We start from the raw sequence: 25758 nt of genomic DNA on the forward strand, positions 1-25758 counted from the left end.
ATATTCCGTGGACGGCTTTTGCTTGTCTTTATTTTATTAATTTAAACAATAACTTGTGATATATCGCTGGCGTCACAAAAGCAAAATAACGTAATTCAGAAATAAGATATGACCATTGCTGGTTAATTGAACAGCTCATTACACTCCATTAACACGATGTTGTAATTCAGCACACTACATAAGGGTGTAATTCTGATGACGCAATTAACCATGAAAGACAAAATTGGCTACGGGCTGGGTGACACCGCCTGCGGCTTCGTCTGGCAGGCCACGATGTTCCTGCTGGCCTACTTCTACACCGACGTCTTCGGCCTGTCGGCGGGCATTATGGGGACGCTGTTTTTAATCTCCCGCGTGCTCGACGCCGTGACCGACCCGCTGATGGGGCTGCTGGTAGACCGCACCCGCACGCGGCACGGCCAGTTCCGCCCGTTCCTGCTGTGGGGCGCCATCCCGTTTGGCATCGTCTGCGTGCTGACCTTCTACACGCCGGACTTCTCCGCGCAGGGCAAAATCATCTACGCCTGCGTGACCTACATTCTTCTGACCCTGGTCTACACCTTCGTTAACGTGCCCTACTGCGCCATGCCCGGCGTCATCACCGCCGACCCGAAAGAGCGTCACGCTCTGCAGTCCTGGCGCTTCTTCCTTGCCGCCGCTGGTTCGCTCGCCATCAGCGGCATCGCCCTGCCGCTGGTGAGCATCATCGGCAAAGGGAACGAGCAGGTGGGCTATTTCGGCGCCATGTGCGTGCTGGGGCTGAGCGGCGTGGTGCTGCTCTACGTCTGCTTCTTCACCACCAAAGAGCGCTACACCTTTGAGGTGCAGCCGGGCTCGTCGGTATCCAAAGATCTCAAGCTGCTGCTCGGCAATAGCCAGTGGCGCATCATGTGCGCGTTCAAGATGATGGCCACCTGTTCCAACGTGGTGCGCGGCGGGGCGACGCTCTACTTCGTCAAATACGTGATGGATCACCCGGAGATGGCGACCCAGTTCTTACTCTACGGCAGCCTCGCCACCATGTTTGGCTCGCTCTGTTCGTCCCGTCTGCTGGGACGCTTCGACCGCGTCACTGCCTTCAAGTGGATCATCGTCGCCTACTCGCTCATCAGCCTGCTGATTTTCGTCACCCCGGCGGAGCATATCGCCCTGATTTTTGCCCTCAACATCCTGTTCCTGTTCGTCTTTAACACCACCACGCCGCTGCAGTGGCTGATGGCCTCTGACGTGGTGGATTACGAAGAGAGCCGCAGCGGGCGACGCCTCGACGGGCTGGTGTTCTCCACCTACCTGTTCAGCCTGAAGATTGGCCTGGCGATTGGTGGGGCGGTGGTGGGCTGGATCCTGGCGTACGTCAACTACTCCGCCAGCAGCAGCGTGCAGCCGGTCGAGGTCCTTACCACCATCAAAATTCTGTTCTGCGTGGTGCCGGTGGTGCTCTACGCGGGCATGTTCATCATGCTGTCGTTCTACAAGCTCACCGACGCCCGCGTGGAGGCCATCAGCCAGCAGCTGATCAAGCACCGCGCGGCGCAGGGCGATGCCGTTCCCGACGCTGCGACAGCCGCATCCCATTAACCGGAGGCACTATGCAAATCACTAACCCTATTCTGACCGGCTTCAACCCGGACCCGTCCCTGTGCCGCCAGGGCGAGGACTACTACATCGCCACCTCCACCTTCGAGTGGTTCCCGGGCGTGCGCATCTACCACTCCCGCGACCTGAAAAACTGGTCGCTGGTCAGCACCCCGCTGGACCGCGTGTCGATGCTGGACATGAAGGGCAACCCGGACTCCGGCGGCATCTGGGCGCCGTGCCTGAGCTATGCCGACGGCAAATTCTGGCTGCTCTACACCGACGTGAAGATTGTCGACTCGCCGTGGAAAAACGGCCGCAACTTCCTCGTCACCGCGCCGTCCATTGAGGGGCCATGGAGCGAGCCGATACCGATGGGCAACGGCGGGTTTGACCCGTCCCTGTTCCACGACGACGATGGCCGCAAATACTATATCTACCGCCCGTGGGGGCCGCGCCACCACAGCAACCCACACAACACCATCGTGATGCAGGAGTTTGATCCGCTGACCGGCACGCTCTCGCGCGAGCGCAAAACCCTGTTTACCGGCACGCCGCTCTGCTACACCGAAGGCGCGCACCTGTACCACCACGCGGGATGGTACTATCTGATGGTCGCCGAGGGCGGCACCAGCTACGAGCACGCCGTCGTGGTGCTGCGTTCAAAAAATATCGACGGGCCGTACGAGCTGCACCCGGACGTGACGATGATGACCAGCTGGCACCTGCCGGAGAACCCGCTGCAGAAGAGCGGCCACGGCTCGCTGCTGCAGACCCACACCGGAGAGTGGTACATGGCCTACCTCACCAGCCGCCCGCTGCGCCTGCCCGGCGTGCCGCTGCTGGCCGCCGGCGGGCGCGGCTACTGCCCGCTGGGGCGCGAGACCGGTATCGCCCGCATTGAGTGGCGCGACGGCTGGCCGTACGTGGAAGGCGGCAAGCATGCGCAGCTGACCGTGAAAGGCCCGCAGGTGGTGGAACAGCCTGCAGCCGTTCAGAGCAGCTGGCGGGACGATTTCGACGCCAGTTCGCTTGACCCGGAACTGCAGACCCTGCGCATTCCGTTCGACGACACCCTCGGCTCGCTCACCGCGCGCCCGGGCTATTTACGGCTCTACGGCAACGACTCGCTCAACTCGACCTTTACCCAGTCGACCGTGGCGCGCCGCTGGCAGCACTTCGCCTTCCGTTCAGAAACGCGGATGCAGTTTTCGCCGGTCCACTTCCAGCAGAGCGCGGGGCTGTCCTGCTACTACAACAGCAAAAACTGGAGCTACTGCTTTGTGGACTACGAGGAGGGGCAGGGCAGAACGATTAAGGTTATCCAGCTCGACCACAACGTACCGTCATGGCCGCTGCACGAGCAGCCCATTCCGGTGCCGGAGAGCGCGGAGAGCGTCTGGCTGCGGGTAGATGTGGATACGCTGGTCTACCGCTACAGCTACTCGTTCGACGGCGAGACGTGGCACACCGTGCCGGTAACGTATGATGCGTGGAAGCTGTCGGACGACTACATCGGCGGGCGCGGCTTCTTCACCGGCGCGTTTGTGGGGCTGCACTGCGAGGACATCAGCGGCGACGGCTGCCACGCGGACTTCGACTATTTCACCTACGAGCCGGTCTAACGGCTCAGGCCGGGTAGCCCAGCGCGCGTGAGAGCTCGAGCCCGGCCTGCTGAAGCTGCTCGCGGAAATTAGCCAACTCCGCGTCGTCCACGCGGGAGGTCAGCGTCGACAGGCTCAGGGCGGCGATGACGCGAGATTCATGGTTCCACACCGGCACCGCCACGCAGCGCACGCCCTGCTCGTTCTCTTCGCGGTCCAGGGCAAAACCCTGATCGCGGGTCTGCGCCAGGGCGGCCACTAAGGCTTCGCGAGAGGCGAGGGTCGCGGGCGTAAAGGTGGTGTACTGATAGCCCTCCAGCAGGGCGTTCAGCTCGGTCTCGCCCAGCCAGGCAATCAACACCTTGCCGATGGCGGTGGCGTGAACCGGCAGGCGGCGGCCAATGCGCGAATAGGCGATGGCGGCCAGCTTGCCTTCAATCTTCTCGATATAGACCCCTTCACGCCCGTCCAGGATCCCCAGATGGGTGGTCTGCCCGGTCCGCTGGGACAGCTCCGTCAGCCAGCCTTTCGCCTTCTGGCGAATATCGATGGAGCCCACGACAAAATGACCGCGCTCGACCAGCTTCATGCCGAGGCGATATTTGCCGTTCTCCGGGTTCTGATCGATATAGCCGTGAAGCTGCAGGGTTTTCAGCAGCGAGTGGAGGGTACTCTTGCTCAGCCCCATCAGTTTGCTGATGTCGGTGATCTTAAGCTCGGTGGCCTGCTCGTTGAACAGGTCGAGGATCTGCAAAGCACGTTCAACAGACTGAATAATCGGCATAATGCTGGTATGTCCACGCTGGAATTAAGGCGAAAACGTACCTTTTTCAGGGTGAAAAATCAATTGAGTAGAGCGGGTTGTGGGAGAAAGGGCATCAGCCGCATCGTCGCCTGATTCGCCCGGCGGCGCAGCGCTTGCACGGGCCTACGGGTTTTGTAGACCGGGTAAGCGCTGCGCCACCCGGCAAAAAGAGCGCGCAGTATCAATATTATTGCCGGTACGTCGTTTGGCTCAGTTCGGTATAGTCAGGTTTCTTGAAAATTCAACAGCAGAAACTGACTGTACCTTCCATAAGTTGTCTTCTTTAACCATGCAGTCTATGACTATGTGGTCCTGCTTTTTACCGAATGCAATGTATACGTTGACACAGACTGGATCGGTATCCCCGGCTATGGCTGTTACATTCTGCGGCCAGTCATCGCCGATGTATTGCGCTTTTAAAAATATATCGGCCTCGTAAAACTCTTCGTCTGCATAGCGAGGATCCTGCGCGTGACGGAGTTTTTTCATTGTTGATGCTGTGACATATTTATCTATTTCGTTTCCATCAGTAATGGGAAATACGTCTTTGTTGATTTGATTTACGTACCAGCTGTTAAATTTTACAGCACGCTCAATCGGGTCAGAATGGCCGGCCATAGCAGAGAAAGAAAACAGGCAGCAAAGAAGTAAGGTGCTTTTCATATCAGTAGTGCCTGTAAAAGGTGATTTTTGGCTGTATCTTCCGATATCTCTGGCCGGGATAAAGACTATTCTGTTTAAAATCTGAATACCAGGTACCCGAACCGTCATAGATGCATGCATGCCCGTTCTGATGCGCACCAGGCAATGCGTCAATGACTGCAACATCACCCTCAATGAGGGTGCCGTACACCTTGCTGAATCCTGCTTTCTCAAGAGAGCGCCAGAAGTTTTTTGCATCAGCGCCATTAATTTCTAATCCTCCGGCGCGGATAGCCGCGGCTACGGCGCGAGCGCAGTAACCCGTGCTGTAATGGTGCGCGTGGCTGCGAGCATAAGACACAGCCTCGTGCTTATTCCATGACATACAATCATCCTTATTAATGAAATGAAGTAATAAGGAAACATTACACCGAATATATACAATGTTTTGTAATTGATAATGACCTGATATTAACCATTATCTACTCAGTAAATAATGGTTAATAAAAATATAAATATCTATTATGGTTAATGCCTATCTGAGAAAGCGTCAGTAAAATGTATTTTTCTGTCAGACGATAACGCTGTTGTCGTTTTTAGGGTTTTCTCCCTCTCCCCGTGGGAGAGGGCCGGGGTGAGGGCACCAGACCGAAGAGGAGTCAATCACTCCCCAAGCGTCGCCACCATCACCGCCTTAATCGTATGCATCCGGTTTTCCGCCTGGTCAAACACGATGCTCGCCGCCGACTCAAACACCTCGTCCGTCACTTCCATCCCGCCGTGCAGATCGAACTCTTTCGCCATCTGCTTGCCGAGCGTGGTCTGGTCGTCATGGAACGCCGGCAGACAGTGCAGGAACTTCACGTCCGGGTTGCCGGTCAGCGCGATCATCTGCGCGTTCACCTGATACCCGCGCAGCAGCGCGATACGCTCCGCCCACTTCTCTTTGGCTTCGCCCATCGACACCCACACGTCGGTATAGATAAAGTCCGCGCCCTTCAAGCCCGCCGCCACGTCTTCCGTCAGGGTAATTTTCCCGCCGTGTTTTTCCGCCAGCGCGCTGCACTCCGCCACCAGGCTCTCTTCCGGCCAGCAGGCCTTCGGGGCCACCAGGCGCAGATCCAGCCCGGTCAGCGCCGCCGCTTCCAGCATTGAGTTGCCCATGTTGTTGCGCGCGTCGCCCGCGTAGACCAGCGTCATCTCGTTAAACGCCTTGCCCGGCAGGTGCTCCTGCATGGTCAGCAGGTCCGCCAGCAGCTGCGTCGGGTGGAACTCATTGGTCAGCCCGTTCCACACCGGCACGCCCGCATACTGCGCCAGCGTTTCGACCACTTCCTGGCCATGGCCGCGATACTGAATGCCGTCGTACATCCGCCCGAGCACGCGCGCGGTGTCTTTAATTGACTCTTTATGCCCAATCTGGCTGCCGCTCGGCCCTAAATAGGTTACGCGTGCGCCCTGGTCAAATGCGGCAACTTCGAAAGAGCATCGTGTACGGGTTGAGTCTTTTTCGAAGATGAGCGCGATGTTTTTACCGGTAAGCTTCTGTACTTCCTTGCTATTTTTTTTATCGGCTTTGAGCTGTGCGGCAAGGGTCAGCAGAGAAGTGAACTGTGCAGGGGTAAAGTCGAGCAATTTCAGAAAGTGTTTCTTGTACAGATCAGACATTTTATCCTCACATGGCGAACGCCACTTATTGAATTAAAATTCACTTTATATGTGTAATTATTCATTTGCAACCCCGTTTCACAATTCTTTCTTACAAAGGTGGAGGCAAACCCGTCCGTGTGTGAAAATAGAAGTATCTGCCGCACTTTAAAGAGGATTGAGCCATGGCAAACCCGGAACACCTGGAAGAGCAACGCGAAGAGACGCGTCTGATTATTGAAGAACTGCTGGAAGACGGTAGCGATCCGGACGCGCTGTACACCATCGAGCACCATTTCTCTGCGGATGATTTCGACGCGCTGGAAAAACTGGCCGTGGAAGCCTTCAAGCTGGGTTACGAAGTGACCGAGCCGGAAGAGCTGGAAGTGGAAGAGGGCGACACCGTCATCTGCTGCGACATCCTGAGCGAAGGCGCGCTGAAGGCGGAGCTGATCGACGCGCAGGTAGAACAGCTGATGAACCTGGCCGAGAAGTTTGACGTGGAGTACGACGGCTGGGGAACCTACTTCGAAGATCCGAACGGTGAAGACGGCGAAGAAGGCGACGACGAAGATTACGTCGACGAAGACGACGACGGCGTGCGTCACTAAGCGTTTCAGGCGGTGGCGCGCGCCACCGCTTTTTCAAGGCAGAACCATGGATTACCCGCAGATACTCGCCCCCGTACTCAACTTCCTCCAGTGCCCGACCCCGCAAGCATGGATTGATAAAGCCCGCGACCCGGCGAACCTGCCGCTGCTGCTTACCGACCACATGGTGTGCGAGCTCAAGGCCGCCCAGACCGCGCTGCTGCTGGTGCGTAAATACGTCGCCGACGAAAGCGGTGCCGACGCGCTGCTCGACTGGCTCAAACCCTACGAACAGTTCACCTTCCGCGACGGCCCGGAGCCGGACTTCATCGCCCTGCACAGGCAGCTTGGCAAAAGCGTGATGCCCAAAACCGACGACCCGTGGGGCCAGGCGCTCATCGACAGCATGGTGCTGCTGATTAAAGAGGAGCTGCACCACTTCTGGCAGGTGCGCGAGGCGATGCTGGCCCGCGACATTCCGTACGTCAAAATCACCGCCAGCCGCTACGCCAAAGGGATGCTGAAGGAAGTGCGCACCCACGAGCCGCTGACGCTGATCGACAAGCTCATCTGCGGCGCGTACATCGAAGCCCGCTCCTGCGAACGCTTCGCCGCGCTGGCCCCGTTCCTCGACGACGACCTGCAGAAGTTCTATCTCTCGCTGCTGCGCTCGGAAGCGCGCCACTATCAGGACTACCTGACGCTCGCCCGGCAGGTGAGCGACGACGATATCTCACCGCGCATAAAGCTTTTTGGCGAAATTGAAGCCACACTTATCTCGACACCGGACAACGAGTTTCGCTTCCACAGCGGCGTGCCGGTGTAAACCGGCACAACTCAAGGATAAGGATGCGAGATGAATAAAACGTGGACCCGTATTGTTATTGTCGTCATTGCGGCTGCCGCCGTGGCGTTCTGGGTGTTTTTCGACAGGCAGCGCGCCCCGGAACGGCAGATGGATAACGCCCTCAACGCGATGCCCGCCTGGCAGGTGATTAAGGAGCAGGAGCCCGCGCTGCATCAGCGCATCCTCGACCAGATGGCCGCCCTGCAAAAAGCGGGCGAGCCGGAGCAGCAGATTATCGACACCATCCAGCCGCAGATCCTGCATCTGCAGATGTCGCGCCTGCAAAACGCCCCGGACGCCAACGTGGTGAACTACATGACCATCAATATGGAGCAGACCGCCGCCATCCAGAAGGTGAGCGACGACGCCTGCTTCCGCTTCCTCTACCCGATGGTGAAGGGCGGCGTGAACCCGATGCGCATGCTGGATAAAGACCTGATGACGCGGCGCATGCAGGCCGACGCCGACATGATGCGCGCGGCCTACGGCAAAAACCGCCACACCGTGACCCCGGCCGAACGCGAGGCGGCCGTCGAGGATGTGCGACCGATTATGAAGGCGCTTGCCGATAAGTACGGCGAGGACATCCAGCTGCTGCAGATGCCTGAGAAGGCGGCGGGCAAAGAGAAGCTCTCCTGCGATATGGTGCAGGAGATGTGGGCCAAGGTGCTGGCGCTGCCGGAGCAGAAGGCGGCGAGGGTGATTCGACTGGCGGTGTCTGAGCTGGAGTGAAAGGGCGCTGGTTTTTTGGGCACTTAGCGTGGGTTTCGCGCGTCGTCGCTTGCATGGCGGCGCGCGACAGGTATAATCCACAACGTTTCCGCATCCCCTTCAGTGCCGAAGTGGCGAAATCGGTAGACGCAGTTGATTCAAAATCAACCGTAGAAATACGTGCCGGTTCGAGTCCGGCCTTCGGCACCATTAGTATTTCCCAGACCATCCGAGAAAGTCCAATTACCCCTTTAAAATCAATGCGTTCAGCGATTTTCACGTCCTGAGTCGTCCGAGATAGTCCGTTGAAATCCGGATGTCATTGGGGGCATAATTGGGGGCATCTTAACTTCGATTAGAAATGTGCCCCCAAATGAAGCTCAACGCCAGACAGGTCGAGACCGCAAAGCCAAAAGACAAAACCTACAAAATGGCCGATGGCGGAGGTTTGTATCTTGAGGTTTCGGCTAAGGGGTCCAAATATTGGCGCATGAAATACAGACGTCCCTCCGACAAAAAAGAAGATCGCCTCGCTTTTGGTGTTTGGCCAACTGTGACGCTTGCTCAGGCAAGAGCAAAGCGCGACGAAGCTAAAAAGCTGTTAGTACAGGGCATTGACCCAAAAGCTGAACAGAAAGAAGCTCAAGCTGAGAATTCGGGGGCATACACTTTCGAAACAATTGCTCGTGAATGGCATGCCAGTAACAAGCGCTGGAGTGAAGACCACCGATCGCGCGTTCTACGCTATCTTGAGCTTTATATCTTCCCTCATATCGGTTCGTCCGACATTCGCCAGCTCAAAACCAGCCACCTGTTAGCCCCGATTAAAAAAGTTGACGCCAGTGGTAAACACGACGTTGCTCAGCGCCTGCAACAGCGCGTCACAGCCATTATGCGGTATGCCGTACAGAACGATTACATCGACTCAAATCCAGCCAGTGACATGGCCGGTGCGTTATCGACAACCAAAGCACGACACTATCCAGCTTTACCCTCTATCCGTTTCCCTGAGTTCCTTGAACGTCTTGCTGCATATCGTGGCCGTGTAATGACACGGATCGCGGTTGAGCTTTCCTTACTAACTTTTGTACGTTCAAGTGAGTTACGTTTCGCGCGTTGGGATGAATTCGACTTCGATAAATCTCTTTGGCGTATACCGGCAAAACGAGAAGAAATTAAAGGTGTTCGTTACTCGTACCGTGGCATGAAGATGAAAGAGGAGCATATCGTTCCTCTTAGTCGGCAGGCGATGATTTTGTTAGATCAGTTAAAACAGATTAGTGGTGATAAAGAGCTGCTCTTTCCGGGGGATCATGACGCAACTAAAGTCATGAGTGAAAACACGGTAAACAGCGCATTGCGTGCGATGGGCTATGACACGAAAACCGAAGTCTGCGGCCACGGATTTAGGACGATGGCGCGTGGTGCGCTAGGTGAGTCAGGGTTATGGAGCGATGACGCGATAGAACGGCAGTTGAGTCATTCAGAGCGTAATAATGTGCGTGCAGCATATATCCATACCTCGGAGCACTTAGACGAGCGTCGATTAATGGTCCAATGGTGGGCTGATTATTTAGATATGAATAAAGTTAATCCTTTGACTCCTTATGAGTTTGCACAAAAAAGTAAAACGGAATAGTTTTTTTATTTAAAAGTACGAGGTTATTAACCTCGTACTACTGTTTTATTTCTCTTGATACTGACGGCCTAAAAATCTATGAGATTTAGTTAAAGTTGCCCTTCTGTATTCCTTAATATCTAGTTTTAACTCATCCTTTCCTATTTCATTAAGTTTATCTATGTTTAGTGTCAAAATGTATTGCGCATCTTCCAGACAACTGGATTTTGAAGAGATATAGTTAAGGCTTTTAATTAAAGTATCTCTGTCAACATCAAAAATATTGTCATGAATGAGTAGTTTTGGATGTCTTACAAAAGTATCATGCGTTAGCAACAATGACATGTCATAAATAAATACTTTTTCGCGTTCATTACTATGACTACCGTCATCAAAGATTCTTAAATCAAAATCAACAATACTACTCTTCTCATTTGCAGAAATGCTAAATGAACATTTTCTATTTTCCATGACATAATCATGAATAGCAGATATAGTGTCTCTGAATTCTGAAATAGTTGACTCTTGAAGTGATATATCTATGTCTAGCTCGACAACTCTAGTTGCTTTCTCGGCTTTTTTTGCTTTCGACTTAGATTCATAATCATCAAATTTTTTTATAAATGAGGATAGCTGTGAAAGTTCTTCCAATTTTTTTTCATATGCAAGGAACAATGTTTTAATGTTTCTAAGATGACCATTCTGCTTTATTATTGCTGTTTTTGAATTCAGCTTAATTGATATTTCAGAAATAGACGCTTCGATCTTTTCAAGATCAGATAAAATAGAGTCTTTGCGTGCATCAATAAGAACACGTTGAAAATCATCAATTTTTTTCTTGAATCCTAAAACATCCTTTAGTTCTTTCCCTATGTTATCACCAAGTCCAGCTTTTAGCTTATTATAAAGATCTATTACTTCATCTTCATCAATATAATTATCCCCAATCAGAGCTTGTATCTTGTTGAGTTCTGACTTTAAAATGGCTTTTTTATTTCTCAAGTTATCTAAGCTATCTTCGTAGAGTACTATTTCATCACGAACAAAATCAAAAGTTTTATCACCTTCAAGCAATTCCATTTCTTGCTTTATAATCTTTACCTGATGATCAAGGTCATTAACCTCAGCTCTGGCATTGGCTATTTTTTTTCCAGAAATGGATTCTATGTCATCCTTTATTTTACGTTTTGCAATACCCAGTTCAGATATTGATTTATTAATTTCTTTTATTTTTTTATAAAGCTGTAAACTAATTCCGAAAAGGTAAAGATGTGGTGCAAAATCAGGAGGTATTCTTGCTTTTGTATCGTAACAATCAATAATAGATTTGAACTCCGAACGTTCATCTCTAATCAGAGGGCCTAACATGCTTCTAAAAGTCGGGTGTAAATTTGACTTATTGTCATGGAACATTAAAAGAGTCAAGAAATGATTTACATCATCAATTGACGTGAAATTCTTTTTGATTCCATTAATGAACAAAGTAGGAGTATTTTCTTCTGAAATGCTTCGTTTTGTAATGATGTGATTTTTATTAATAAGGAAATCAAGACAAACATATGTCTTATCAGAAAAAACGGTATTGGGTATTTTCGAAAGCCTACTGCGATTGTAATCCTTCATCAGTCCGAAATTTATGAACTCTACAAGAAGCGATTTTCCTACGCCATTAGTCTTATTAGATGAATCATCCTGCTCACCTAAAATAAGATTAATTCCTTTTTTGAACTCGATAGGCTCAAAAGAATAAGGTTCGCTGTATAATTTATTTATTCTTATCATGTTTTAAAACCACATAAGGTTCGTTAAAATCGACCAAATCAAGCGCGTATAAAAAAATCATTCCATAGTATATAGAACGAACTCCAATTAGTCTATTCTTGCGCAAATTTTTTGCTAGCTCGAAGATGCTAATGCAGTTTCTATCCTCAAGTAGTTTTAATATATATGAACCGACTATAGGAGCTGATTTCTCTATACGTTCATCTTTTGAGAAAAGTTTTAACATGGTGCTATTACCTTATTAGGGAAAACGTTACATCTTATCATGTTATCTATGAGGTAATATTGGATTGCTGAGTCATCATAATCTATTCCATTTGAAAGAAGACGAGCCGCATAATAATCAGTCATTTTGTTTAACGCATCAACAGGATCACCATTACATTCATCTAACGCTGTATTGCTGGCTCGTTTTAAATATGCTGAAAGTTTACTTATGTTTACTATCCCGGCATCGCTTGAGTTACTGATTTCATGGAGAATTCCTGCGTAAGTTGTCATTAGTGGAACATATATATCCATTAAATAATCTGCATACGCAGAAAAACGTTTATTTATTTTTCCATTAGGGTCTGGCTCTTCCTGAAATCCATTTCCACACTGAGGGTGCTCATCTGTACTCAGAATTTTTATCATTTCTAAAATCGTAGTGACTTCTTTCGGCGCTTTTTGCGTTGGCGTATCAAAAATCTGAGATGATAAATAATCGCAAATCTGCTGTATTTTTACAGGTGGCAAACCCATTATGGTTTTAATCAAGTCTGTATAATCTATAACATCATCTGAAATGGATATTTTGAATTTTTCGCCATAAGTTTTGGCATGGTATCTTTTCTTTTTTGTCAATATTAAAACAATAAGTCTATCTATTTTTTTTACATTATCAGTTTCTATGAACCCATCGACTGTTTTTTTTATTTTTGCAAAGTCTGGGGTTGATGTGACTTGAATAGCAAGTCTTTTTGTCTCATCAATAAGATCAATTGATTTTGCGTTTGCATTAATGCTATTCAAATTTACTAATGATATATCATATATCATGTTTAGTAGTTCGCAGAAGAAATATTCAGCATGTATATTTAAATCCATTAAATTCAAACTGGTATTTAATTCCACTTTATGAGCCAAAATCGCAAGTTTTGTGCTGATTTTATCAATATTATCTTTTCGCTGTAACATGGGCTTGTTCCTGGTTGCGCCTGCTCAATACGAATAATGTAATCCATAATAAATATGAGGTTAGAAACTTACCAGTAATATTTGGTAATGTTAAAACAATGCGACATCGCTAGCGCGCAATGCTCTCCCCGCCCCGCCTGCCCGCTTAAGGGGGCGCATTTAATGCAGGTGCATGACCTGCCTCAGGGCGCGCCAGTGCTGGTGCTGGCGGGGATTCCAGTATCGGTAAAACGCATGCAAAACCATGCACCTTATGCATGCATGGCTTTTTTAGGGGAAAAAGGCGGGATTTTCGGGAATTTTTGAAAGGACTACTGCGCGGCCAGCTCTGCGCGTCGGCGGGTGTAATTCAGGTTCTGTGCGGGTGTGAATTTTTCACGATTATCATCGCGCGAAGCCGCGTCAGGCCTGAATCCGATGGCCGTTAAAATGTCATTATCCTGCGCCGAATAATTAATTTTTTCACCGGCAGCCAGCCAGACCTGAAGCGCCTCACGAAGATAGTCGACTGAGTGCTGCATGGCGCAGCGCTGAATGGCGGAATGCTGCCCGGAATAATTCATCAGCTCCGGGGCAAGGGCGGCGGCCAGCTCCGCGCCGTGTGCCTGCATAAAATCATTCAGACGGTTACGGATGCTGATGCGCTGCACCTCCTCATGCGAGCGGATATAACGCCCGGCAGCCTGATTTATTTCCCACTTTTTCACATCGATAATTTCGCGCAGGGTTTGCAGGCTCCGGCCGCTGTGGCCGTTACCGGCAAGCTGTTCGCGGTATGCCTGTTCGGCCTGCTTCAGTTCATCCCGGCGTTGCAGCCAGGCGGATTTATTTGCCTGACAGGCCTCAAAGGCTTTCTGTAGCGTCAGTGTGGTCACGTATGTCTCTCCTGATGTCTGGCCGTGCTCACGCACCGGCACGGTTAACGGTGGCCGCCGGTGCGGGTACAGGGATAAGCGGCTCAGTAACCGGTGAACGGATAATCCCGTCAACGGATTCAAGCGTACGGAAGGTCGCCGAGCACTCGACGTTCACGCACTGGTGATAGCGCTGTTTGACGTTCTCAGACAGATAGCGACTGGTGCGGGCGTGCGCACTGGTTTTGCAGAACGGGCAGTGAAACATGCTTATACCTCCGCTTTTGTCTCGCCATTATCAGCCAGTTTTCTGGCGATCATCATTCTCTTCGCCGGGCTGCGTAACAGCTCCATATCCACACCGTTAATCTGCGGCCGGTGCATGCCCGTCACAAACAATACCGGCTCCTGCTTCATATCGAAGTGATACAGGCTGCCCTGACGGCTCAGCGCATCGCGCAGCTCGCCGACGACAACGGACTGGGGTGCACTGTCACCCTGCATTTCGAGGGCGCGAATGCGCAGCAGGAAAGCACGAATGAGCGCGGCGGGGAGCGTGTTGACCGCCTGAGCCCATTCCGCACCGGCATAAGTGGTAAAGGCATCAACATGCGCTGACAGGTATTTACTGGCGGTCGAGCAGGCATTCAGCATGGCGCGTGTCCGGTCAGTTTCCAGCTCCGCAATCAGGCCGGTGAACTCGTCGGCCAGCTCGCGACTGGCGATACGCTTGCTGTGCTCAGCTTTCATTTCAGGGGTGAGATTGCCGCGCAGGGTGCGGAAGCGACTGCGCCAGTCCTGCTCCGCCTCTGCACTCTCACTGAGGGCGGTCTGCCGCTCCTGCTTACAGCGTTCAATGGACGTATCAATCTCTTTCAGTTCCTGCATGCTGGCCACGTGCGTGTCTCTGGCCGCAGTGAATGCGCTCAGCTTGTCGGTGATGCGCTGGCTGCTCTCTGCTGACTGTTGAGCGGCTGCATTCTGCAGGGCGGTAATGACTGTTTCGGGTTTCATGTTCAGGCTCTCCGTGTGTTCAACCTGAAATGATTCTGCCCTTCATCACACAACATCTCGATTCATTGCAGTTGTGGCAGTTCTGGCACAAACAGCACTTTAAACCCGGCTTGCCAGAGAAAGGTCTCAGCAAAACCTTACTCATCGTTTGTTTTTTTACTGATAACTGTTCACCACTGTTCACCATAAATAAAAATATAATTAATACAGTAATTTAAAGGGTGAACAGTTGCAGGTCTGACTGTTCACCGTCTGTTCACCGTCTGTTCACCACTGTTCACCCTCCTGTTTTGCTCTGTCTATACCACTTAGATTTTATTTCGATTAAAAAAGAAAAACGTATAACTAAAAGCAATAGAAATTGCTGCATTGTAATGCAGTGATTTGCATATGTTTGCCAGCGTTTTCCTTTGTTTGCCATAGCGAAAAGTCAATGTTTGTTTCCCCGAAAATCTCACATGACCTGAGGAAAAATATAGACATAATAAGGAGCTACCCGAAGCCGGACGGACACGACCGGCACAGTATGGATTTTATGAGGTAGCCCGATGCACACCGCTTTTTCTTCCCCGTCTTCTGCCCCTGCCGCCCCAATGATGCCGGTCTCTGATGCGGTTCAGGAACGCTTTATCCGCCTGCCCGAAGTGATGCATCTGTGCGGTCTGTCCCGGTCGACCATTTACGACCTCATCAGCCGGGAGGCTTTCCCGAAACAAATCAGCCTCGGCGGAAAAAACGTGGCGTGGGCGCAGTCTGAAATCACCGCATGGATGGCGGATCGCATTGCCGAGCGCAACCGGGGCTGTGACGCATGATGATGACCGTTCAGCAAACAGCCCCTTTTTCTGGCTTGCTTCCTGTCGACGTTTCCAGGTATAGTTTTCCCGCTGTCGCAAAATCGGCAGCCGGGCGTGAGAACCCGAGTTTAACTATGGCGACACCGGACGCGCCATGCGTCTTTTTTTGTGTCTATGCTTTTGTGCACCCATTTATCGGGCAACGGTTCTTTGTCTGTTGCGCCGTCAAAATAATGGTGGCTCAGGCGGGGCAGCTTTCGGGCTGGCCGGTTTCCATAGTTGCCGGTTTCTCACCCCCGTCTGGGCTACCACCATTGCGTGAGAACTTCGGTGGTAGCTGTAAACAGCTAACTATGGAGGTTGCCGCTATGGCTACGACCCTCACCCCGTCACATCCGCAGTTTGTCTTTGTGTTTGCCGCCGTTCGTCGCGCAGACCTTAAACCCCGCATTTGTATGCTTCGCACCGTTGCTGGTGATGAACACGCCGCACGCCTTTCTCTTGTTCGCGATTACGTCCTCTCGTTTGCCGGCCGTCTGCCGGTTGCGGAGGTGCGCGCATGAGACACACCACCATTACCGCCCGTGACCTCGAATGCCTTGAGCACATGCGCAACGTCGGCCAGCTCGTCAATGAGCTGATGCAGGTGCAGGACTGCGCCAACGTTCGTCGTGACCCTGCGCAGCAGTTACAGCTCACCTCCGTGATTTACCTCATGACCGCCCAGCTCGACGGCGTGGTCGAACGCTGCAATCAGCGCTGGCTGACCGGGGAGGGCAACGTATGAAAAAGCCATTACAGCCCGTATTACGCGCCGCGCTGTATCGTCGCGCCGTGGCCTGTGCATGGCTGACCCTGTGCGAACGCCAGCACCGCTACCCGCAACTCACCCTCGACGCGCTGGAAAGCGCGATTGCCGACGAGCTGGAGGGCTTCTACCTGCGCCAGCACGGCGAGGAAAAAGGCCGTCAGATTGCCTGTGCACTGCTGGAAGATTTAATGGAAGACGGACCACTCAAGGCCGCGCCCTCACTGTCCTTTCTCGGGCTCGCAGTGATGGATGAACTCTGCGCCCGTCACATTCAATCGCCTGTTGTGCACTGAGGGAGAAAAAAAGATGAAAATGAACGTAACGGAAACCGTAAAACAGGCGTGCGGCCACTGGCCGCGCATTCTCCCGGCGCTGGGTGTGAAGGTCATTAAAAACCGCCATCAGGCCTGCCCGGTGTGCGGCGGCTCTGACCGCTTCCGCTTTGATGATAAAGAGGGGCGCGGGACGTGGCTCTGCAATCAGTGCGGCGCGGGTGACGGGCTTAAGCTGGTTGAAAAGGTTTTCGGTGTAAAACCGTCAGAGGCAGCCCAAAAGGTGAATGCCGTGACCGGCAACCTGCCGCCGGTTGCCCCGGAAGTGATTGCGGCCGCAGAGGCTGAAACGGAGGCTGACCGCAAAGCGGCGTCCGCACTGGCCGTCAGGCTGATGGAGAAAACCCGCACGGCCTGTGGCAACGCCTATCTGACCCGCAAGGGCTTCCCCGACCGGGAATGTCCGGTAATGACGGTAATGCATAAAACCGGCGGCGTGACGTTCCGCGCCGGTGATGTGGTTATCCCGCTGTATGACGAGACCGGCGCACTGGTTAACCTTCAGCTCATCAATTCTGAGGGGCTCAAACGCACCCTGAAAGGCGGGACGGTAAAAGGGGCGTGCCACACCATCGAAGGGAAAAAACAGGCAGGAAAACGCCTGTGGATTGCGGAGGGCTATGCGACGGCACTCACCGTGCATCACCTGACCGGCGAAACCGTCATGGTGGCACTGTCGTCCGTGAACCTCCTTTCTCTGGCGAGCCTTGCCCGTCAGAAACACCCGGCCTGTCAGATTGTCCTCGCTGCTGACCGTGACCTTAACGGCGACGGCCAGAACAAAGCCACCGCGGCCGCAGAAGCCTGTGAGGGCATTGTCGCCCTGCCGCCGGTGTTTGGTGACTGGAATGATGCGTTTATGCAGCACGGCGGGGAGGCCACCCGAAAAGCGATTTATGATGCCATCCGGCCACCGGTACAAAGTCCGTTCGACACCATGAGTGAGGCGGAATTTACGGCCATGAGCGCCAGCGACAAGGCTCTGCGGGTGCATGAGCATTACGGTGAAGCGCTGGCGGTGGATGCGAACGGCCAGCTCCTGTCCCGTTATGAAGCAGGGATATGGAAAGTCGTTCAGCCGTCCAGTTTCGAACGCGACGTAGCCGGGCTTTTCCAGCGCCTGCGTGCCCCGTTCTCGTCGGGGAGAATCACCTCAGTGGTGGAGACGCTGAAGCTGATTATTCCTCAGCAGGCCGCACCGGCACGCCGTCTGATTGGTTTTCGCAATGGGGTGCTCGATACCCAAAGCGGCCTGTTCAGCCCACACAGCAAATCACACTGGCTGCGCACGCTGTGCGACGTGGATTTTACTCCGCCGGTCGAGGGGGAAACGCTGGAAACCTATGCCCCGAATTTCTGGCGCTGGCTCGACCGTGCTGCCGGTAGCAGACCAGAAAAACGCGACGTGATTCTGGCCGCGCTGTTTATGGTGCTGGCGAACCGCTACGACTGGCAGCTCTTTCTCGAAGTCACCGGTCCCGGCGGAAGTGGGAAAAGTATTCTGGCCGAAATCGCGACCCTGCTCGCCGGAGAGGATAACGCCACGTCGGCCGACATCGACACGCTGGAAGACCCGCGCAAGCGTGCCTCCCTGATTGGCTTCTCGCTGATACGTCTGCCTGACCAGGAAAAATGGAGCGGTGACGGCGCAGGACTCAAGGCCATCACCGGCGGCGATGCAGTTTCAGTTGACCCGAAATACCAGAATCCGTATTCAACGCATATTCCGGCTGTGATTCTGGCCGTGAATAACAACCCGATGCGCTTCACCGACCGCAGCGGCGGTGTGTCACGTCGCCGGGTGATTATTCACTTCCCGGAGCAGATTGCGCCGGAAGAGCGTGACCCGCAGCTCAGGGATAAAATTGCGCGCGAGCTGGCCGTCATCGTGCGCCAGCTTATGCAGAAATTCAGCGACCCGATGGCCGCGCGCGCACTGCTCCAGTCGCAGCAGAACTCCGACGAGGCGCTCAGCATCAAGCGCGATGCTGACCCGACGTTTGATTTTTGCGGCTATCTGGAAATGCTGCCGCAGACTAACGGGATGTTTATGGGCAATGCCAGCATTGTCCCGCGTAATTACCGTAAATATCTCTATCACGCGTATCTGGCCTATATGGAGGCCAACGGGTACAGAAACGTGCTCAGCCTGAAAATGTTCGGGCTGGGGCTGCCCATGATGCTGAAAGAGTACGGCCTGAATTATGAGAAGCGGCACACAAAGCAGGGGATACAGACCAACCTGTCGCTGAAAGAGGAAAGCTACGGCGACTGGCTGCCGAAATGCGATGAACCTGCAGCGACTTAACCCACTCCAGACCGGCTACTGCCGGTCTTTTTCTTTCCGGCAATTGCCACAGGGTGAACACTCCACTGTTCACCCTTCACCGTATATTCACCCTGTATCCATATGAAATTATTGATAAAAAAGAAAAGGTGAACAGTGTGAACAGTAAAACCGGAAAAAACTTTTTATACCCCCCGTGTATTGCCTGACCGGGCGCAGCCAGAACGAGCAAAACGAACAAAGGTGAAGAGTCGACTGTTCACCCTTCACCAACTCATCACCACTTAACTTCATGATATAGAATGAGAAATAACTGAGGTGAACAGTGTGAACAGTAAAATGCAAAAAAACTTTTTTGTGGGCATTGAGTCCCGGTTAGGATCCGGATTTCGGATCCTAACCGAATAGGGCGTTAATCTTGAATTTGGTAGCAATATCAAATAGCTAAGTTTGATATGTTCAAAAAAATCGTTGGGGGCACAAAAGGGGGCATATTACTTATGATTGTTGTGAATGTTATTGTATTTCAGTTGCTTAAGTTGTGATTTGAGTCCGGCCTTCGCACTCATCCTCTAAACACCTCCCTCCGATGCCATTCCACAAACCCTTCCCTTGGATAATTCCCTTTCACCATCGGCAAAGCAATCTGCCTCCCGGCAAAATCCCAAAAAAGCCTCCCAACAATTCCATTCCCATTCACCGCCTCAGACACGAGCACCCGCATACTCTCATCCAGCCCAATAGATCCTTTATCAAACGCCTTATGATGAATCGCACACAACGCCAGTCCATTCGGGATCTCACATGGTCCACCAAACTGCTTCCACTTGATATGCGCTGCCTCAAGTCCAACGGAGGCGTTATCATGCCGCATGTTAAATCCGCAGATGGCACACTCGTAGTTATAAGCTCGCAGCACCTGCTGGCGGAACAGCGGATCTCGAACCTTACGGATCTGCCGGATATCAAAACCCATCTCATCCGCGATCTCTTCCTGAATGCTTTCAGGAAAATGCGCTTCAAGGATCTGCTGCGCCAGCGAGCCGATCAGGTTTTTGTTCTTACTCAGCAGCGCAAAGTGTTCTTCATCAAACCCGCCTGCAACGTTATGTTCCACAAGCTCTTTAACAGGCGGTTGCTTGCTGCCTGTGGTCGAACAGAACTCAGTATTCTTCAGATCCCAAAATCCATCCCCTTTGAGCCGCCAGAAAGGCATATTCGGGTAATGCGCCTTCCTCTGTGGGCCAAAGCGTTCTAACAGGCTAAGAAGCTGCTCATGGACCTCGGTACCATAATCAAATAGTCGCGCATGCCCCTGCTGATAGTTCGCCAGCACGTACAGAAGCAATAAAGGCTTATGCGGCGCACGCTGTTCGCCTTTGCGCCAGATGGTGATGTCGGCAATTGCCTGTTCGAGAGTTTTGCTGGAAGCCATCGCGTTACTTTAAAGAAGAATTCGCGATATGAAGGTGCTGCAACACCCCCATACCGCTAACCACAAACAACTGAAAAGGAGTTGAAAATGGCTGCGACGAATTTTAAGCCAGAGTTTACCGTTTGCAAAACAGAATCAGACGCTTTCACCGGCATGATTGAAAACCACGAGCTGATCCGCAAAAACAGCGCCCGCCGTTTACACGGCAACCAGCTCAACGCGGCGCCCGTCCATCCGCGCGCGGAAACGCCTCAGGACAGTGCCGCCTGCTGTGAACTCTATGCACGCATAGACATGAAATACCTTCTCCTCGGCGGCGACTGGTTAACCCGTGCAGGCTTTATCAACGGCATGCCCGTAAAAATCCGCGCCATGAAAGACTGCATTGTGATTACACCACAACATACAAGAGAATTATGGGGATGCCTGGAAGGTATGAGTGTGGTGAATATAAATAAACAGAAAGTTGCACAGTGGTTAAAAACGTTTCCGGGAGCGCTGAATGATACTGGAGATATCCCGGTAGTTAAGTGCACTATAGGGCAGGCAAAATAATAACGTATTTAAACACCCTTGCTCCTGAATCGAGGGTGTTTAAATTAGTAGAAGGGGCAATTTGTTTTTTCAATAATATTATTGAGCTGAATGGTATGGCTGTATTTTTATCATTGTGGATATATAAGGAGGCTTTTCAGAAGTATGTTGGAGATCTCAATTTAATTATTGTCCAACATTTATGATTCTTCCTGGAGCAACTCAATGGAATGAACTATGGACACAACAGAAGAACTAAATGGAACGTATTTTTATGCTGGCAGAACCAATCTTACCGCGGCAGGACTTTTCTTTATGATTTACTGTGAGTCAATTGCCGATCATTTTGGTATTGACGATGTGGCAGGAATTGCTGCGTTATACAGTGGTGCTAATAATCAAACGACTAGAAAGAAACCCGCAGGAGCTACGGAAGGAACGTCCCGAGCCTCGAAAGCCATGAGGTACTATTTCAAACAGGCGAAATTTCCTTATGGCATTAAGCTGCCTACCTGGGTTGGTGGGTACACTCCGTGGACAGTAAAGTGTCGAATGGTATCGAAAGTTAGTGCGTTTGTTGGCAGGACAATACCGTTAATAGGCATAGTGATATTAGTCGCTGATGTATCACTAATCACCTATGCTGCAATACGTGATTATAATCGAATCGCACGGGGCAGCGACAAACTATGGTAGAGGATATTGAGCAGCGCATCTACGCCTTAGCCAGACGCTATAACGGCGTTTATCTGATGAATAACGAAGCGAAGCAGAAATTACTGAATGCAAAAACTGACTTGGATACTGACATGCAGCTTGATGTCACTGAAGCAGAAGATTTAATGGAAGAATTTTTTAAAGAATTTGATGTTGATAGAGGGAATTTTAACATAAACACCTACTATCCTGATGAGCCTTTTTCATGGAATCCATTCAAAAAAAGCCCGGTGGTGATGGTTCCAGATTTCACTATTGGAATGCTTATCGAATCCGCAAAAGCGGGCAAATGGTTATACGACTAAAACGCAAGGAGCAATAGAATGGCCGTACCTGTACATCTCTTTTTAACCAATGACGGCGGCACAATGATTTGTGGTTCTTGTGACGTTGCACAAAGGGAAGGAAGTATTGAGCTAAGAGGATTACAACATAACCTCAGCCTGCCAACCGACTCGGCAACGGGAAAGGTCACTGGCACTCGTCAACATTCGCCGTTTCAGTTTACCAAGGAATTGGATAGCTCTTCGCCCTATCTGTTCAAAGCGGCAGCAACGGGTCAGACCCTTAAAACGGCAGAATTCAGGTTTTACCATATTAACTATTCTGGGCAAGAGGAGGAGTATTACCGAATCACGCTCGAGAATGTTAAGGTCATTTCTGTGAGTCCAGTAATGTACGACACCCGAGGCTGTCCGGGGACGGGGCATATGGAGGAAGTGGCGTTTAATTATGAGAAGATTACCCATTTGTACAAGGACGGTAACTTGTTAGCGCACGATGCGTGGAACGAACGTCCAACATCGGGTTCCGCTGCTTGATGCTATCTTGAACTTGCCCGCCAGCGTTTCGTTTGTGCGGGCAGAGAATATCATTCTTTATTCCTTTTCGTAAATGATGGCAGAAACATCATAAAAATAACCCACGCAAAAATTCCAATAATCTTCATAGGCCAGGGTTCAAACACATCCAGACACACAATTGCGCCAATAACTAATAGCGGACCTTCTATCAGTTCAGCTATCCCCCCTAAAACATGTAACTTATGAGGCAGTGCCCGATTAAGTAATGTCGCAATAAGTTGTGCACTTCCTAAGATTATTGTTATTGCGATTATACGGTCCTCCCAGTTATCAAAACTAACCAAAGAAATGAGGCATGTAGCCAGTACATAACCACAGAATAATATATTCAGCATGTAAATAATAAACTTGCCCATAGCATTTTCCGAGACAGTTAAAAAATAAAGAGTCTATGACAATAGCGCTCTTAACAGAATGACAAACGACAATGGCTAATAATGCATTTAAGAATTTTTGCTCCTCGCTTATTTACGCAATAATCAAGTTAGCGGCTTCATGCCAGTCTCACGCATTCCACCGCTAAATCGACTTTAACTAAACACCGGCACCCCCAGCCCAACCTTCACCTCCCTCAACGTCTCCTGCGTCACCCCCTGCGCCCGTTCGGTCCCGCGCTTCAGCATCGCCATCAACTCGCCCCTGTCACGCATATACATCGCCCTCCGCTCCCGCATCGGCGCAATCAGCTCCTGCAGGCACGCTTCAAGCTCGTTCTTACACACCCGATCCCCCAGCCCGCCCGCCTGATAGTGCGCCTTCATCGCCGCCACTTTCTCCTTGTCCGGATGAAACGCGTCGAGATACGTAAACACCACGTTCCCCTCAATCTGCCCCGGGTCGCTCACCTTCAGGTGGTTCGGGTCGGTGTACATCGCGCTGACCGCGCGGTGAATGGTCTCTTCGCTGGCCGAAAGGTGCAGCGTGTTGCCCAGCGATTTCGACATCTTGGCGCTGCCGTCGATGCCGGGCAGGCGGCTGGTGTCGCTCAGCATCGCCTTACAATGGCGCAGCACCGGGGCGGGCAGCAGGCTGTTCATCTTGTGCACAATCTCGTTGGTCTGCTCAATCATCGGCAGCTGATCGTCGCCGACGGGCACGCACTCGGCCTTAAACGCGGTGATGTCCGCCGCCTGGCTGATGGGGTAGGCCATAAACCCGACCGGTAGCGAGCGGGCGAAGCCCTTCTGCGCAATCTCGTTCTTCACCGTCGGGTTACGCTCCACCCGGGCGACGGTGACGATGTTCATATACAGCATCGTCAGCTCGGCGAGGGCGGGCAGGGCGGACTGCAGGCAGATCGTGGTCAGGTTCGGGTCGATGCCGGCGGCGAGGTAGTCGGCCAGCACTTCGGGGATGTTGTCGCGGATTTTTTGCGGGTTGCTGCCGTTGTCGGTCAGCCCCTGCAGGTCGGCAATCAGCACAAACTGGCTGTGCGTCTGCTGGAGCGCCACGCGCTGGCGCAGCGATCCGACGAAGTGGCCGAGGTGCAGCGGGCCGGTTGGGCGATCGCCGGTGAGGATAGTTGGTGCGTTCATAAAGACTCCTTAATGGGCAGTTGCCGAAAGGGGTCTTAGATGTGAGAAAGCCGCCTTTCGGCGGCTATCTGAAAATGGGAAAAACTACTCCGTGCCGCCTTTAAGAAGGCAGCCACCAGCGGTTTACGGTGAGAACGGCGTGGTTTATGTTCATGCTTTTACCGTACCACGTCCGGCGCGAAAAACAAAAGGGCACGTCATGCTGCAATCACTCAACCATCTGACCCTCGCGGTCAGCGACCTGCAAAAAAGCGTCACCTTCTGGCACGAGCTGCTGGGGCTTGCGCTGCACGCCCGCTGGAATACCGGGGCCTATCTCACCTGTGGCGATCTGTGGGTCTGCCTGTCGTACGACGAGGCGTGCAAGTATGTGCCGCCGCAGGAGAGCGACTACACCCATTACGCGTTTACCGTCGCGGAGGAAGATTTTGAACCGTTCTCGCACAGGCTTGAGCAGGCGGGCGTCACCGTCTGGAAGCAGAACAAAAGCGAGGGGGCGTCGTTCTATTTTCTCGACCCGGACGGGCACAAGCTGGAGCTGCACGTGGGCAGCCTCGCCGCGCGGCTGGCGGCGTGTCGCGAGAAACCCTACGCGGGCATGGTGTTTACCTCAGACGAGGCTTGAGGCGCGCACCTTCAGCCTGCAGGTCCTGTCTCAGCAATCACTGGCTACGTGCCGCTGGCGGAGCGAAAGCGCCGGGTGGCGGCTGCGCCTTACCCGGCCTGGAAAAAATTACAGCGACTTCACAAACGCCAGCAGATCTTCGTTGAGCTGGTCCTGGTGGGTCAGCGCGAAGCCGTGCGGTGCGTTGTCGTACACCTTCAGCGTGGCGTTTTTGATCATCTCAGCCGCCAGCTTGCCGGTGCTTTCAAACGGCACGATCTGGTCGTTGCTGCCGTGGATCACCAGCGTCGGCACGTCGATTTTCGCCATATCCTGGCGGAAGTCGGTTTCGCCGAAGGCGGTCACGCAGTCGATGGTGCCCTTCAGGGAGGCCAGCAGGGCGATGTTCAGCGTCTGGGTCAGGGCACCGGCAGAAACGGTCTGCCCGGCGTTGATGCCGTAGAACGGCGTCGCGAAGTCGCTGATGAACTGGGCGCGATCTTTACGCAGTCCGTCGCGAATGCCGTCGAACACGCTCTGATCCACGCCCTGCGGGAAGGAGTCGGATTTGCCGAAGATCGGCGTCACCGCGCCCAGCAGCGCCAGACCGGCGACGCGCGCGCTGCCGTAGTTGTTGATGTAGCGGGTCACGTCGCCGCCGCCCATGGAGAAGCCCACCAGCGTCACTTCGCGCAGGTCCAGGGTGGTGATCAGATCGTTGATGTCGGACGCAAAGGTGTCATAGTCGTAGCCGTTCCACGGCTGATCCGAGCGGCCAAAGCCGCGGCGGTCAAAGGCGATGGCGCGGAAGCCGCGCTCGGCCAGGTAGTTCAGCTGGCTGTCCCACATGTCGCCGTCCAGCGGCCAGCCGTGGCTGAAGAGAACCGGTTTGCCCGCGCCGCAGTCTTTGTAGTAAATCTGCGTGCCGTCTTTTGCCTTAAACGTTGCCATAGTGTGTTCCTGTGCAGGTGATGG

At 52.4% G+C, this 25758-nt stretch carries 31 protein-coding genes and 1 tRNA gene; 18 read left to right on the forward strand and 14 right to left on the reverse strand.

Going from position 1 to position 25758, the window contains the following annotated elements; all coding sequences use genetic code 11:
* The first annotated feature begins 195 nt into the window (after positions 1 to 195).
* On the forward strand, positions 196 to 1578 hold the full coding sequence (locus tag AB3N39_RS02420; protein ID WP_367897035.1) for an MFS transporter: 1383 nt from the start codon (positions 196 to 198) through the stop codon (positions 1576 to 1578).
* Between the two features lie 11 nt (positions 1579 to 1589).
* Positions 1590 to 3200, forward strand: coding sequence for a glycoside hydrolase family 43 protein (locus tag AB3N39_RS02425; protein WP_367897036.1), 1611 nt, complete (start codon positions 1590 to 1592; stop codon positions 3198 to 3200).
* 4 nt (positions 3201 to 3204) lie between these two features.
* On the opposite strand, the gene xynR is transcribed toward AB3N39_RS02425, so the two are convergent.
* From xynR to AB3N39_RS02445, 4 genes are all read right to left on the reverse strand, one after another.
* Positions 3205 to 3963, reverse strand: coding sequence for a DNA-binding transcriptional repressor XynR (gene xynR, locus AB3N39_RS02430; protein WP_133293670.1), 759 nt, complete (start codon positions 3961 to 3963; stop codon positions 3205 to 3207).
* 231 nt (positions 3964 to 4194) lie between these two features.
* Complete coding sequence (locus AB3N39_RS02435) at positions 4195 to 4893, reverse strand: DUF3828 domain-containing protein (RefSeq protein ID WP_306434533.1); 699 nt, start codon at positions 4891 to 4893, stop codon at positions 4195 to 4197.
* Positions 4894 to 5289: 396 nt separating this feature from the next.
* On the reverse strand, positions 5290 to 6294 hold the full coding sequence (gene argF, locus AB3N39_RS02440; RefSeq protein ID WP_367897037.1) for an ornithine carbamoyltransferase: 1005 nt from the start codon (positions 6292 to 6294) through the stop codon (positions 5290 to 5292).
* Positions 6264 to 6359, reverse strand: coding sequence for a hypothetical protein (locus tag AB3N39_RS02445; RefSeq protein WP_213014347.1), 96 nt, complete (start codon positions 6357 to 6359; stop codon positions 6264 to 6266). Before AB3N39_RS02445 ends, argF begins: the two co-directional genes overlap by 31 nt.
* Before the next feature lie 99 nt (positions 6360 to 6458).
* Here AB3N39_RS02445 and rraB point away from each other — a divergent pair, with 99 nt between their 5' ends.
* The 5 genes from rraB (at position 6459) to AB3N39_RS02470 (ending at position 10060) form a co-directional block, all read left to right on the forward strand.
* Positions 6459 to 6884, forward strand: coding sequence for a ribonuclease E inhibitor RraB (rraB, locus tag AB3N39_RS02450; RefSeq protein WP_023334329.1), 426 nt, complete (start codon positions 6459 to 6461; stop codon positions 6882 to 6884).
* A gap of 46 nt (positions 6885 to 6930) precedes the next feature.
* A complete protein-coding gene (gene miaE, locus AB3N39_RS02455) occupies positions 6931 to 7689 on the forward strand; it encodes a tRNA isopentenyl-2-thiomethyl-A-37 hydroxylase MiaE (protein ID WP_367897038.1) in 759 nt (252 codons plus the stop codon).
* A 30-nt stretch (positions 7690 to 7719) separates the two neighbouring features.
* Positions 7720 to 8442 carry a topoisomerase II gene (locus AB3N39_RS02460; RefSeq protein ID WP_143344595.1) on the forward strand — a complete coding sequence of 241 codons (723 nt, stop codon included), beginning with the start codon at positions 7720 to 7722 and terminating at the stop codon, positions 8440 to 8442.
* A 104-nt stretch (positions 8443 to 8546) separates the two neighbouring features.
* Positions 8547 to 8631, forward strand: a tRNA-Leu gene (locus tag AB3N39_RS02465).
* A 163-nt stretch (positions 8632 to 8794) separates the two neighbouring features.
* Positions 8795 to 10060 (forward strand): integrase arm-type DNA-binding domain-containing protein, encoded by a 1266-nt coding sequence (locus AB3N39_RS02470; RefSeq protein WP_032433398.1) that lies wholly within the window; start codon positions 8795 to 8797, stop codon positions 10058 to 10060.
* A 45-nt stretch (positions 10061 to 10105) separates the two neighbouring features.
* Here the strand turns inward: AB3N39_RS02470 and AB3N39_RS02475 are convergent, their stop codons facing one another.
* Genes AB3N39_RS02475 through AB3N39_RS02485 form a run of 3 tightly spaced genes read right to left on the reverse strand, consistent with a single transcriptional unit; the run spans position 10106 to position 13000 of the window.
* Positions 10106 to 11821 (reverse strand): DUF2326 domain-containing protein, encoded by a 1716-nt coding sequence (locus AB3N39_RS02475; RefSeq protein ID WP_032433400.1) that lies wholly within the window; start codon positions 11819 to 11821, stop codon positions 10106 to 10108.
* A complete protein-coding gene (locus AB3N39_RS02480) occupies positions 11805 to 12047 on the reverse strand; it encodes an ABC-three component system middle component 6 (RefSeq protein ID WP_071994415.1) in 243 nt (80 codons plus the stop codon). The genes AB3N39_RS02475 and AB3N39_RS02480 overlap by 17 nt, the downstream gene beginning before the upstream one ends.
* Positions 12041 to 13000 (reverse strand): SMEK domain-containing protein, encoded by a 960-nt coding sequence (locus AB3N39_RS02485; protein ID WP_087847520.1) that lies wholly within the window; start codon positions 12998 to 13000, stop codon positions 12041 to 12043. The genes AB3N39_RS02480 and AB3N39_RS02485 overlap by 7 nt, the downstream gene beginning before the upstream one ends.
* Positions 13001 to 13162: 162 nt before the next feature.
* Between AB3N39_RS02485 and AB3N39_RS02490 the strand changes: the two genes are divergently transcribed.
* The gene (locus tag AB3N39_RS02490; protein ID WP_367897039.1) at positions 13163 to 13306 is read left to right on the forward strand and encodes an acetyl xylan esterase; all 144 of its coding nucleotides are present in this window, start codon (positions 13163 to 13165) and stop codon (positions 13304 to 13306) included.
* Positions 13307 to 13311: 5 nt separating this feature from the next.
* On the opposite strand, the gene AB3N39_RS02495 is transcribed toward AB3N39_RS02490, so the two are convergent.
* From AB3N39_RS02495 to AB3N39_RS02505, 3 genes are read right to left on the reverse strand one after another with little or no spacing between them, the layout of a single operon-like run.
* Positions 13312 to 13875, reverse strand: a complete 564-nt coding sequence (locus tag AB3N39_RS02495; protein WP_199160796.1) for a phage polarity suppression protein — start codon at positions 13873 to 13875, stop codon at positions 13312 to 13314.
* 28 nt (positions 13876 to 13903) lie between these two features.
* Positions 13904 to 14122, reverse strand: a complete 219-nt coding sequence (locus tag AB3N39_RS02500) for an ogr/Delta-like zinc finger family protein (protein WP_063923957.1) — start codon at positions 14120 to 14122, stop codon at positions 13904 to 13906.
* A 2-nt stretch (positions 14123 to 14124) separates the two neighbouring features.
* Positions 14125 to 14868 carry a capsid protein gene (locus tag AB3N39_RS02505; RefSeq protein ID WP_201510888.1) on the reverse strand — a complete coding sequence of 248 codons (744 nt, stop codon included), beginning with the start codon at positions 14866 to 14868 and terminating at the stop codon, positions 14125 to 14127.
* Between the two features lie 548 nt (positions 14869 to 15416).
* Here AB3N39_RS02505 and AB3N39_RS02510 point away from each other — a divergent pair.
* Genes AB3N39_RS02510 through AB3N39_RS02530 form a run of 5 tightly spaced genes read left to right on the forward strand, consistent with a single transcriptional unit; the run spans position 15417 to position 19116 of the window.
* The gene (locus AB3N39_RS02510; RefSeq protein ID WP_013095392.1) at positions 15417 to 15683 is read left to right on the forward strand and encodes an AlpA family transcriptional regulator; all 267 of its coding nucleotides are present in this window, start codon (positions 15417 to 15419) and stop codon (positions 15681 to 15683) included.
* Positions 15680 to 16228: a host cell division inhibitor Icd-like protein gene (locus tag AB3N39_RS02515; RefSeq protein ID WP_367897040.1), complete on the forward strand. Its 549-nt coding sequence runs from the start codon at positions 15680 to 15682 to the stop codon at positions 16226 to 16228. The genes AB3N39_RS02510 and AB3N39_RS02515 overlap by 4 nt, the downstream gene beginning before the upstream one ends.
* Complete coding sequence (locus AB3N39_RS02520; RefSeq protein ID WP_336215784.1) at positions 16225 to 16452, forward strand: hypothetical protein; 228 nt, start codon at positions 16225 to 16227, stop codon at positions 16450 to 16452. The genes AB3N39_RS02515 and AB3N39_RS02520 overlap by 4 nt, the downstream gene beginning before the upstream one ends.
* Complete coding sequence (locus AB3N39_RS02525) at positions 16449 to 16769, forward strand: DUF5375 domain-containing protein (RefSeq protein ID WP_367897041.1); 321 nt, start codon at positions 16449 to 16451, stop codon at positions 16767 to 16769. The genes AB3N39_RS02520 and AB3N39_RS02525 overlap by 4 nt, the downstream gene beginning before the upstream one ends.
* A gap of 13 nt (positions 16770 to 16782) precedes the next feature.
* A complete protein-coding gene (locus AB3N39_RS02530; protein WP_367897042.1) occupies positions 16783 to 19116 on the forward strand; it encodes a primase-helicase zinc-binding domain-containing protein in 2334 nt (777 codons plus the stop codon).
* A 544-nt stretch (positions 19117 to 19660) separates the two neighbouring features.
* On the opposite strand, the gene AB3N39_RS02535 is transcribed toward AB3N39_RS02530, so the two are convergent.
* On the reverse strand, positions 19661 to 20530 hold the full coding sequence (locus AB3N39_RS02535; RefSeq protein WP_143344604.1) for a phosphorothioated DNA-binding restriction endonuclease: 870 nt from the start codon (positions 20528 to 20530) through the stop codon (positions 19661 to 19663).
* A gap of 87 nt (positions 20531 to 20617) precedes the next feature.
* On the opposite strand from AB3N39_RS02535, the gene AB3N39_RS02540 reads away from it, so the two are divergent.
* The 4 genes from AB3N39_RS02540 (at position 20618) to AB3N39_RS02555 (ending at position 22602) form a co-directional block, all read left to right on the forward strand.
* Positions 20618 to 21085, forward strand: a complete 468-nt coding sequence (locus AB3N39_RS02540) for a SymE family type I addiction module toxin (RefSeq protein WP_288462468.1) — start codon at positions 20618 to 20620, stop codon at positions 21083 to 21085.
* Positions 21086 to 21301: 216 nt separating this feature from the next.
* Complete coding sequence (locus tag AB3N39_RS02545) at positions 21302 to 21760, forward strand: STM2901 family protein (RefSeq protein WP_325814047.1); 459 nt, start codon at positions 21302 to 21304, stop codon at positions 21758 to 21760.
* Positions 21754 to 22086, forward strand: coding sequence for a DUF1493 family protein (locus tag AB3N39_RS02550; RefSeq protein ID WP_064673157.1), 333 nt, complete (start codon positions 21754 to 21756; stop codon positions 22084 to 22086). Before AB3N39_RS02545 ends, AB3N39_RS02550 begins: the two co-directional genes overlap by 7 nt.
* An 18-nt stretch (positions 22087 to 22104) precedes the next feature.
* On the forward strand, positions 22105 to 22602 hold the full coding sequence (locus AB3N39_RS02555; protein WP_023315311.1) for a type VI secretion system tube protein Hcp: 498 nt from the start codon (positions 22105 to 22107) through the stop codon (positions 22600 to 22602).
* Between the two features lie 50 nt (positions 22603 to 22652).
* Here the strand turns inward: AB3N39_RS02555 and AB3N39_RS02560 are convergent, their stop codons facing one another.
* Positions 22653 to 23000 (reverse strand): hypothetical protein, encoded by a 348-nt coding sequence (locus AB3N39_RS02560; protein WP_047059065.1) that lies wholly within the window; start codon positions 22998 to 23000, stop codon positions 22653 to 22655.
* A 174-nt stretch (positions 23001 to 23174) separates the two neighbouring features.
* On the reverse strand, positions 23175 to 24179 hold the full coding sequence (gene trpS / locus AB3N39_RS02565) for a tryptophan--tRNA ligase (protein WP_288462480.1): 1005 nt from the start codon (positions 24177 to 24179) through the stop codon (positions 23175 to 23177).
* Between the two features lie 199 nt (positions 24180 to 24378).
* Between trpS and fosA the strand changes: the two genes are divergently transcribed.
* A complete protein-coding gene (gene fosA, locus AB3N39_RS02570; RefSeq protein WP_133293691.1) occupies positions 24379 to 24804 on the forward strand; it encodes a FosA/FosA2 family fosfomycin resistance glutathione transferase in 426 nt (141 codons plus the stop codon).
* Between the two features lie 108 nt (positions 24805 to 24912).
* Here fosA and AB3N39_RS02575 read toward each other — a convergent pair whose 3' ends face one another.
* Positions 24913 to 25734, reverse strand: coding sequence for an alpha/beta fold hydrolase (locus tag AB3N39_RS02575; protein ID WP_367897043.1), 822 nt, complete (start codon positions 25732 to 25734; stop codon positions 24913 to 24915).
* Positions 25735 to 25758 lie beyond the last annotated feature (24 nt).

This window comes from Enterobacter vonholyi (genome assembly GCF_040834095.1).
GTDB lineage: Bacteria > Pseudomonadota > Gammaproteobacteria > Enterobacterales > Enterobacteriaceae > Enterobacter > Enterobacter vonholyi.

Coding starts and splice junctions, on each gene's coding strand:
- AB3N39_RS02530 (WP_367897042.1), top strand. CDS start 16,783: ATGAAAATGAACGTAACGGAAACCGTAAAACAGGCGTGCGGCCACTGG.
- AB3N39_RS02470 (WP_032433398.1), top strand. CDS start 8,795: ATGAAGCTCAACGCCAGACAGGTCGAGACCGCAAAGCCAAAAGACAAA.
- AB3N39_RS02555 (WP_023315311.1), top strand. CDS start 22,105: ATGGCCGTACCTGTACATCTCTTTTTAACCAATGACGGCGGCACAATG.
- AB3N39_RS02550 (WP_064673157.1), top strand. CDS start 21,754: ATGGTAGAGGATATTGAGCAGCGCATCTACGCCTTAGCCAGACGCTAT.
- AB3N39_RS02480 (WP_071994415.1), bottom strand. CDS start 12,047: ATGTTAAAACTTTTCTCAAAAGATGAACGTATAGAGAAATCAGCTCCT.
- AB3N39_RS02545 (WP_325814047.1), top strand. CDS start 21,302: ATGGACACAACAGAAGAACTAAATGGAACGTATTTTTATGCTGGCAGA.
- AB3N39_RS02540 (WP_288462468.1), top strand. CDS start 20,618: ATGGCTGCGACGAATTTTAAGCCAGAGTTTACCGTTTGCAAAACAGAA.
- argF (WP_367897037.1), bottom strand. CDS start 6,294: ATGTCTGATCTGTACAAGAAACACTTTCTGAAATTGCTCGACTTTACC.
- AB3N39_RS02535 (WP_143344604.1), bottom strand. CDS start 20,530: ATGGCTTCCAGCAAAACTCTCGAACAGGCAATTGCCGACATCACCATC.
- AB3N39_RS02435 (WP_306434533.1), bottom strand. CDS start 4,893: ATGGCGCTGATGCAAAAAACTTCTGGCGCTCTCTTGAGAAAGCAGGAT.
- AB3N39_RS02475 (WP_032433400.1), bottom strand. CDS start 11,821: ATGATAAGAATAAATAAATTATACAGCGAACCTTATTCTTTTGAGCCT.
- AB3N39_RS02520 (WP_336215784.1), top strand. CDS start 16,225: ATGAGACACACCACCATTACCGCCCGTGACCTCGAATGCCTTGAGCAC.
- trpS (WP_288462480.1), bottom strand. CDS start 24,179: ATGAACGCACCAACTATCCTCACCGGCGATCGCCCAACCGGCCCGCTG.
- AB3N39_RS02485 (WP_087847520.1), bottom strand. CDS start 13,000: ATGTTACAGCGAAAAGATAATATTGATAAAATCAGCACAAAACTTGCG.
- AB3N39_RS02575 (WP_367897043.1), bottom strand. CDS start 25,734: ATGGCAACGTTTAAGGCAAAAGACGGCACGCAGATTTACTACAAAGAC.
- AB3N39_RS02445 (WP_213014347.1), bottom strand. CDS start 6,359: ATGAATAATTACACATATAAAGTGAATTTTAATTCAATAAGTGGCGTT.
- AB3N39_RS02560 (WP_047059065.1), bottom strand. CDS start 23,000: ATGGGCAAGTTTATTATTTACATGCTGAATATATTATTCTGTGGTTAT.
- AB3N39_RS02425 (WP_367897036.1), top strand. CDS start 1,590: ATGCAAATCACTAACCCTATTCTGACCGGCTTCAACCCGGACCCGTCC.
- fosA (WP_133293691.1), top strand. CDS start 24,379: ATGCTGCAATCACTCAACCATCTGACCCTCGCGGTCAGCGACCTGCAA.
- AB3N39_RS02500 (WP_063923957.1), bottom strand. CDS start 14,122: ATGTTTCACTGCCCGTTCTGCAAAACCAGTGCGCACGCCCGCACCAGT.
- AB3N39_RS02505 (WP_201510888.1), bottom strand. CDS start 14,868: ATGAAACCCGAAACAGTCATTACCGCCCTGCAGAATGCAGCCGCTCAA.
- AB3N39_RS02515 (WP_367897040.1), top strand. CDS start 15,680: ATGATGATGACCGTTCAGCAAACAGCCCCTTTTTCTGGCTTGCTTCCT.
- miaE (WP_367897038.1), top strand. CDS start 6,931: ATGGATTACCCGCAGATACTCGCCCCCGTACTCAACTTCCTCCAGTGC.
- xynR (WP_133293670.1), bottom strand. CDS start 3,963: ATGCCGATTATTCAGTCTGTTGAACGTGCTTTGCAGATCCTCGACCTG.
- AB3N39_RS02510 (WP_013095392.1), top strand. CDS start 15,417: ATGCACACCGCTTTTTCTTCCCCGTCTTCTGCCCCTGCCGCCCCAATG.
- rraB (WP_023334329.1), top strand. CDS start 6,459: ATGGCAAACCCGGAACACCTGGAAGAGCAACGCGAAGAGACGCGTCTG.
- AB3N39_RS02525 (WP_367897041.1), top strand. CDS start 16,449: ATGAAAAAGCCATTACAGCCCGTATTACGCGCCGCGCTGTATCGTCGC.
- AB3N39_RS02490 (WP_367897039.1), top strand. CDS start 13,163: ATGCAGGTGCATGACCTGCCTCAGGGCGCGCCAGTGCTGGTGCTGGCG.
- AB3N39_RS02460 (WP_143344595.1), top strand. CDS start 7,720: ATGAATAAAACGTGGACCCGTATTGTTATTGTCGTCATTGCGGCTGCC.
- AB3N39_RS02420 (WP_367897035.1), top strand. CDS start 196: ATGACGCAATTAACCATGAAAGACAAAATTGGCTACGGGCTGGGTGAC.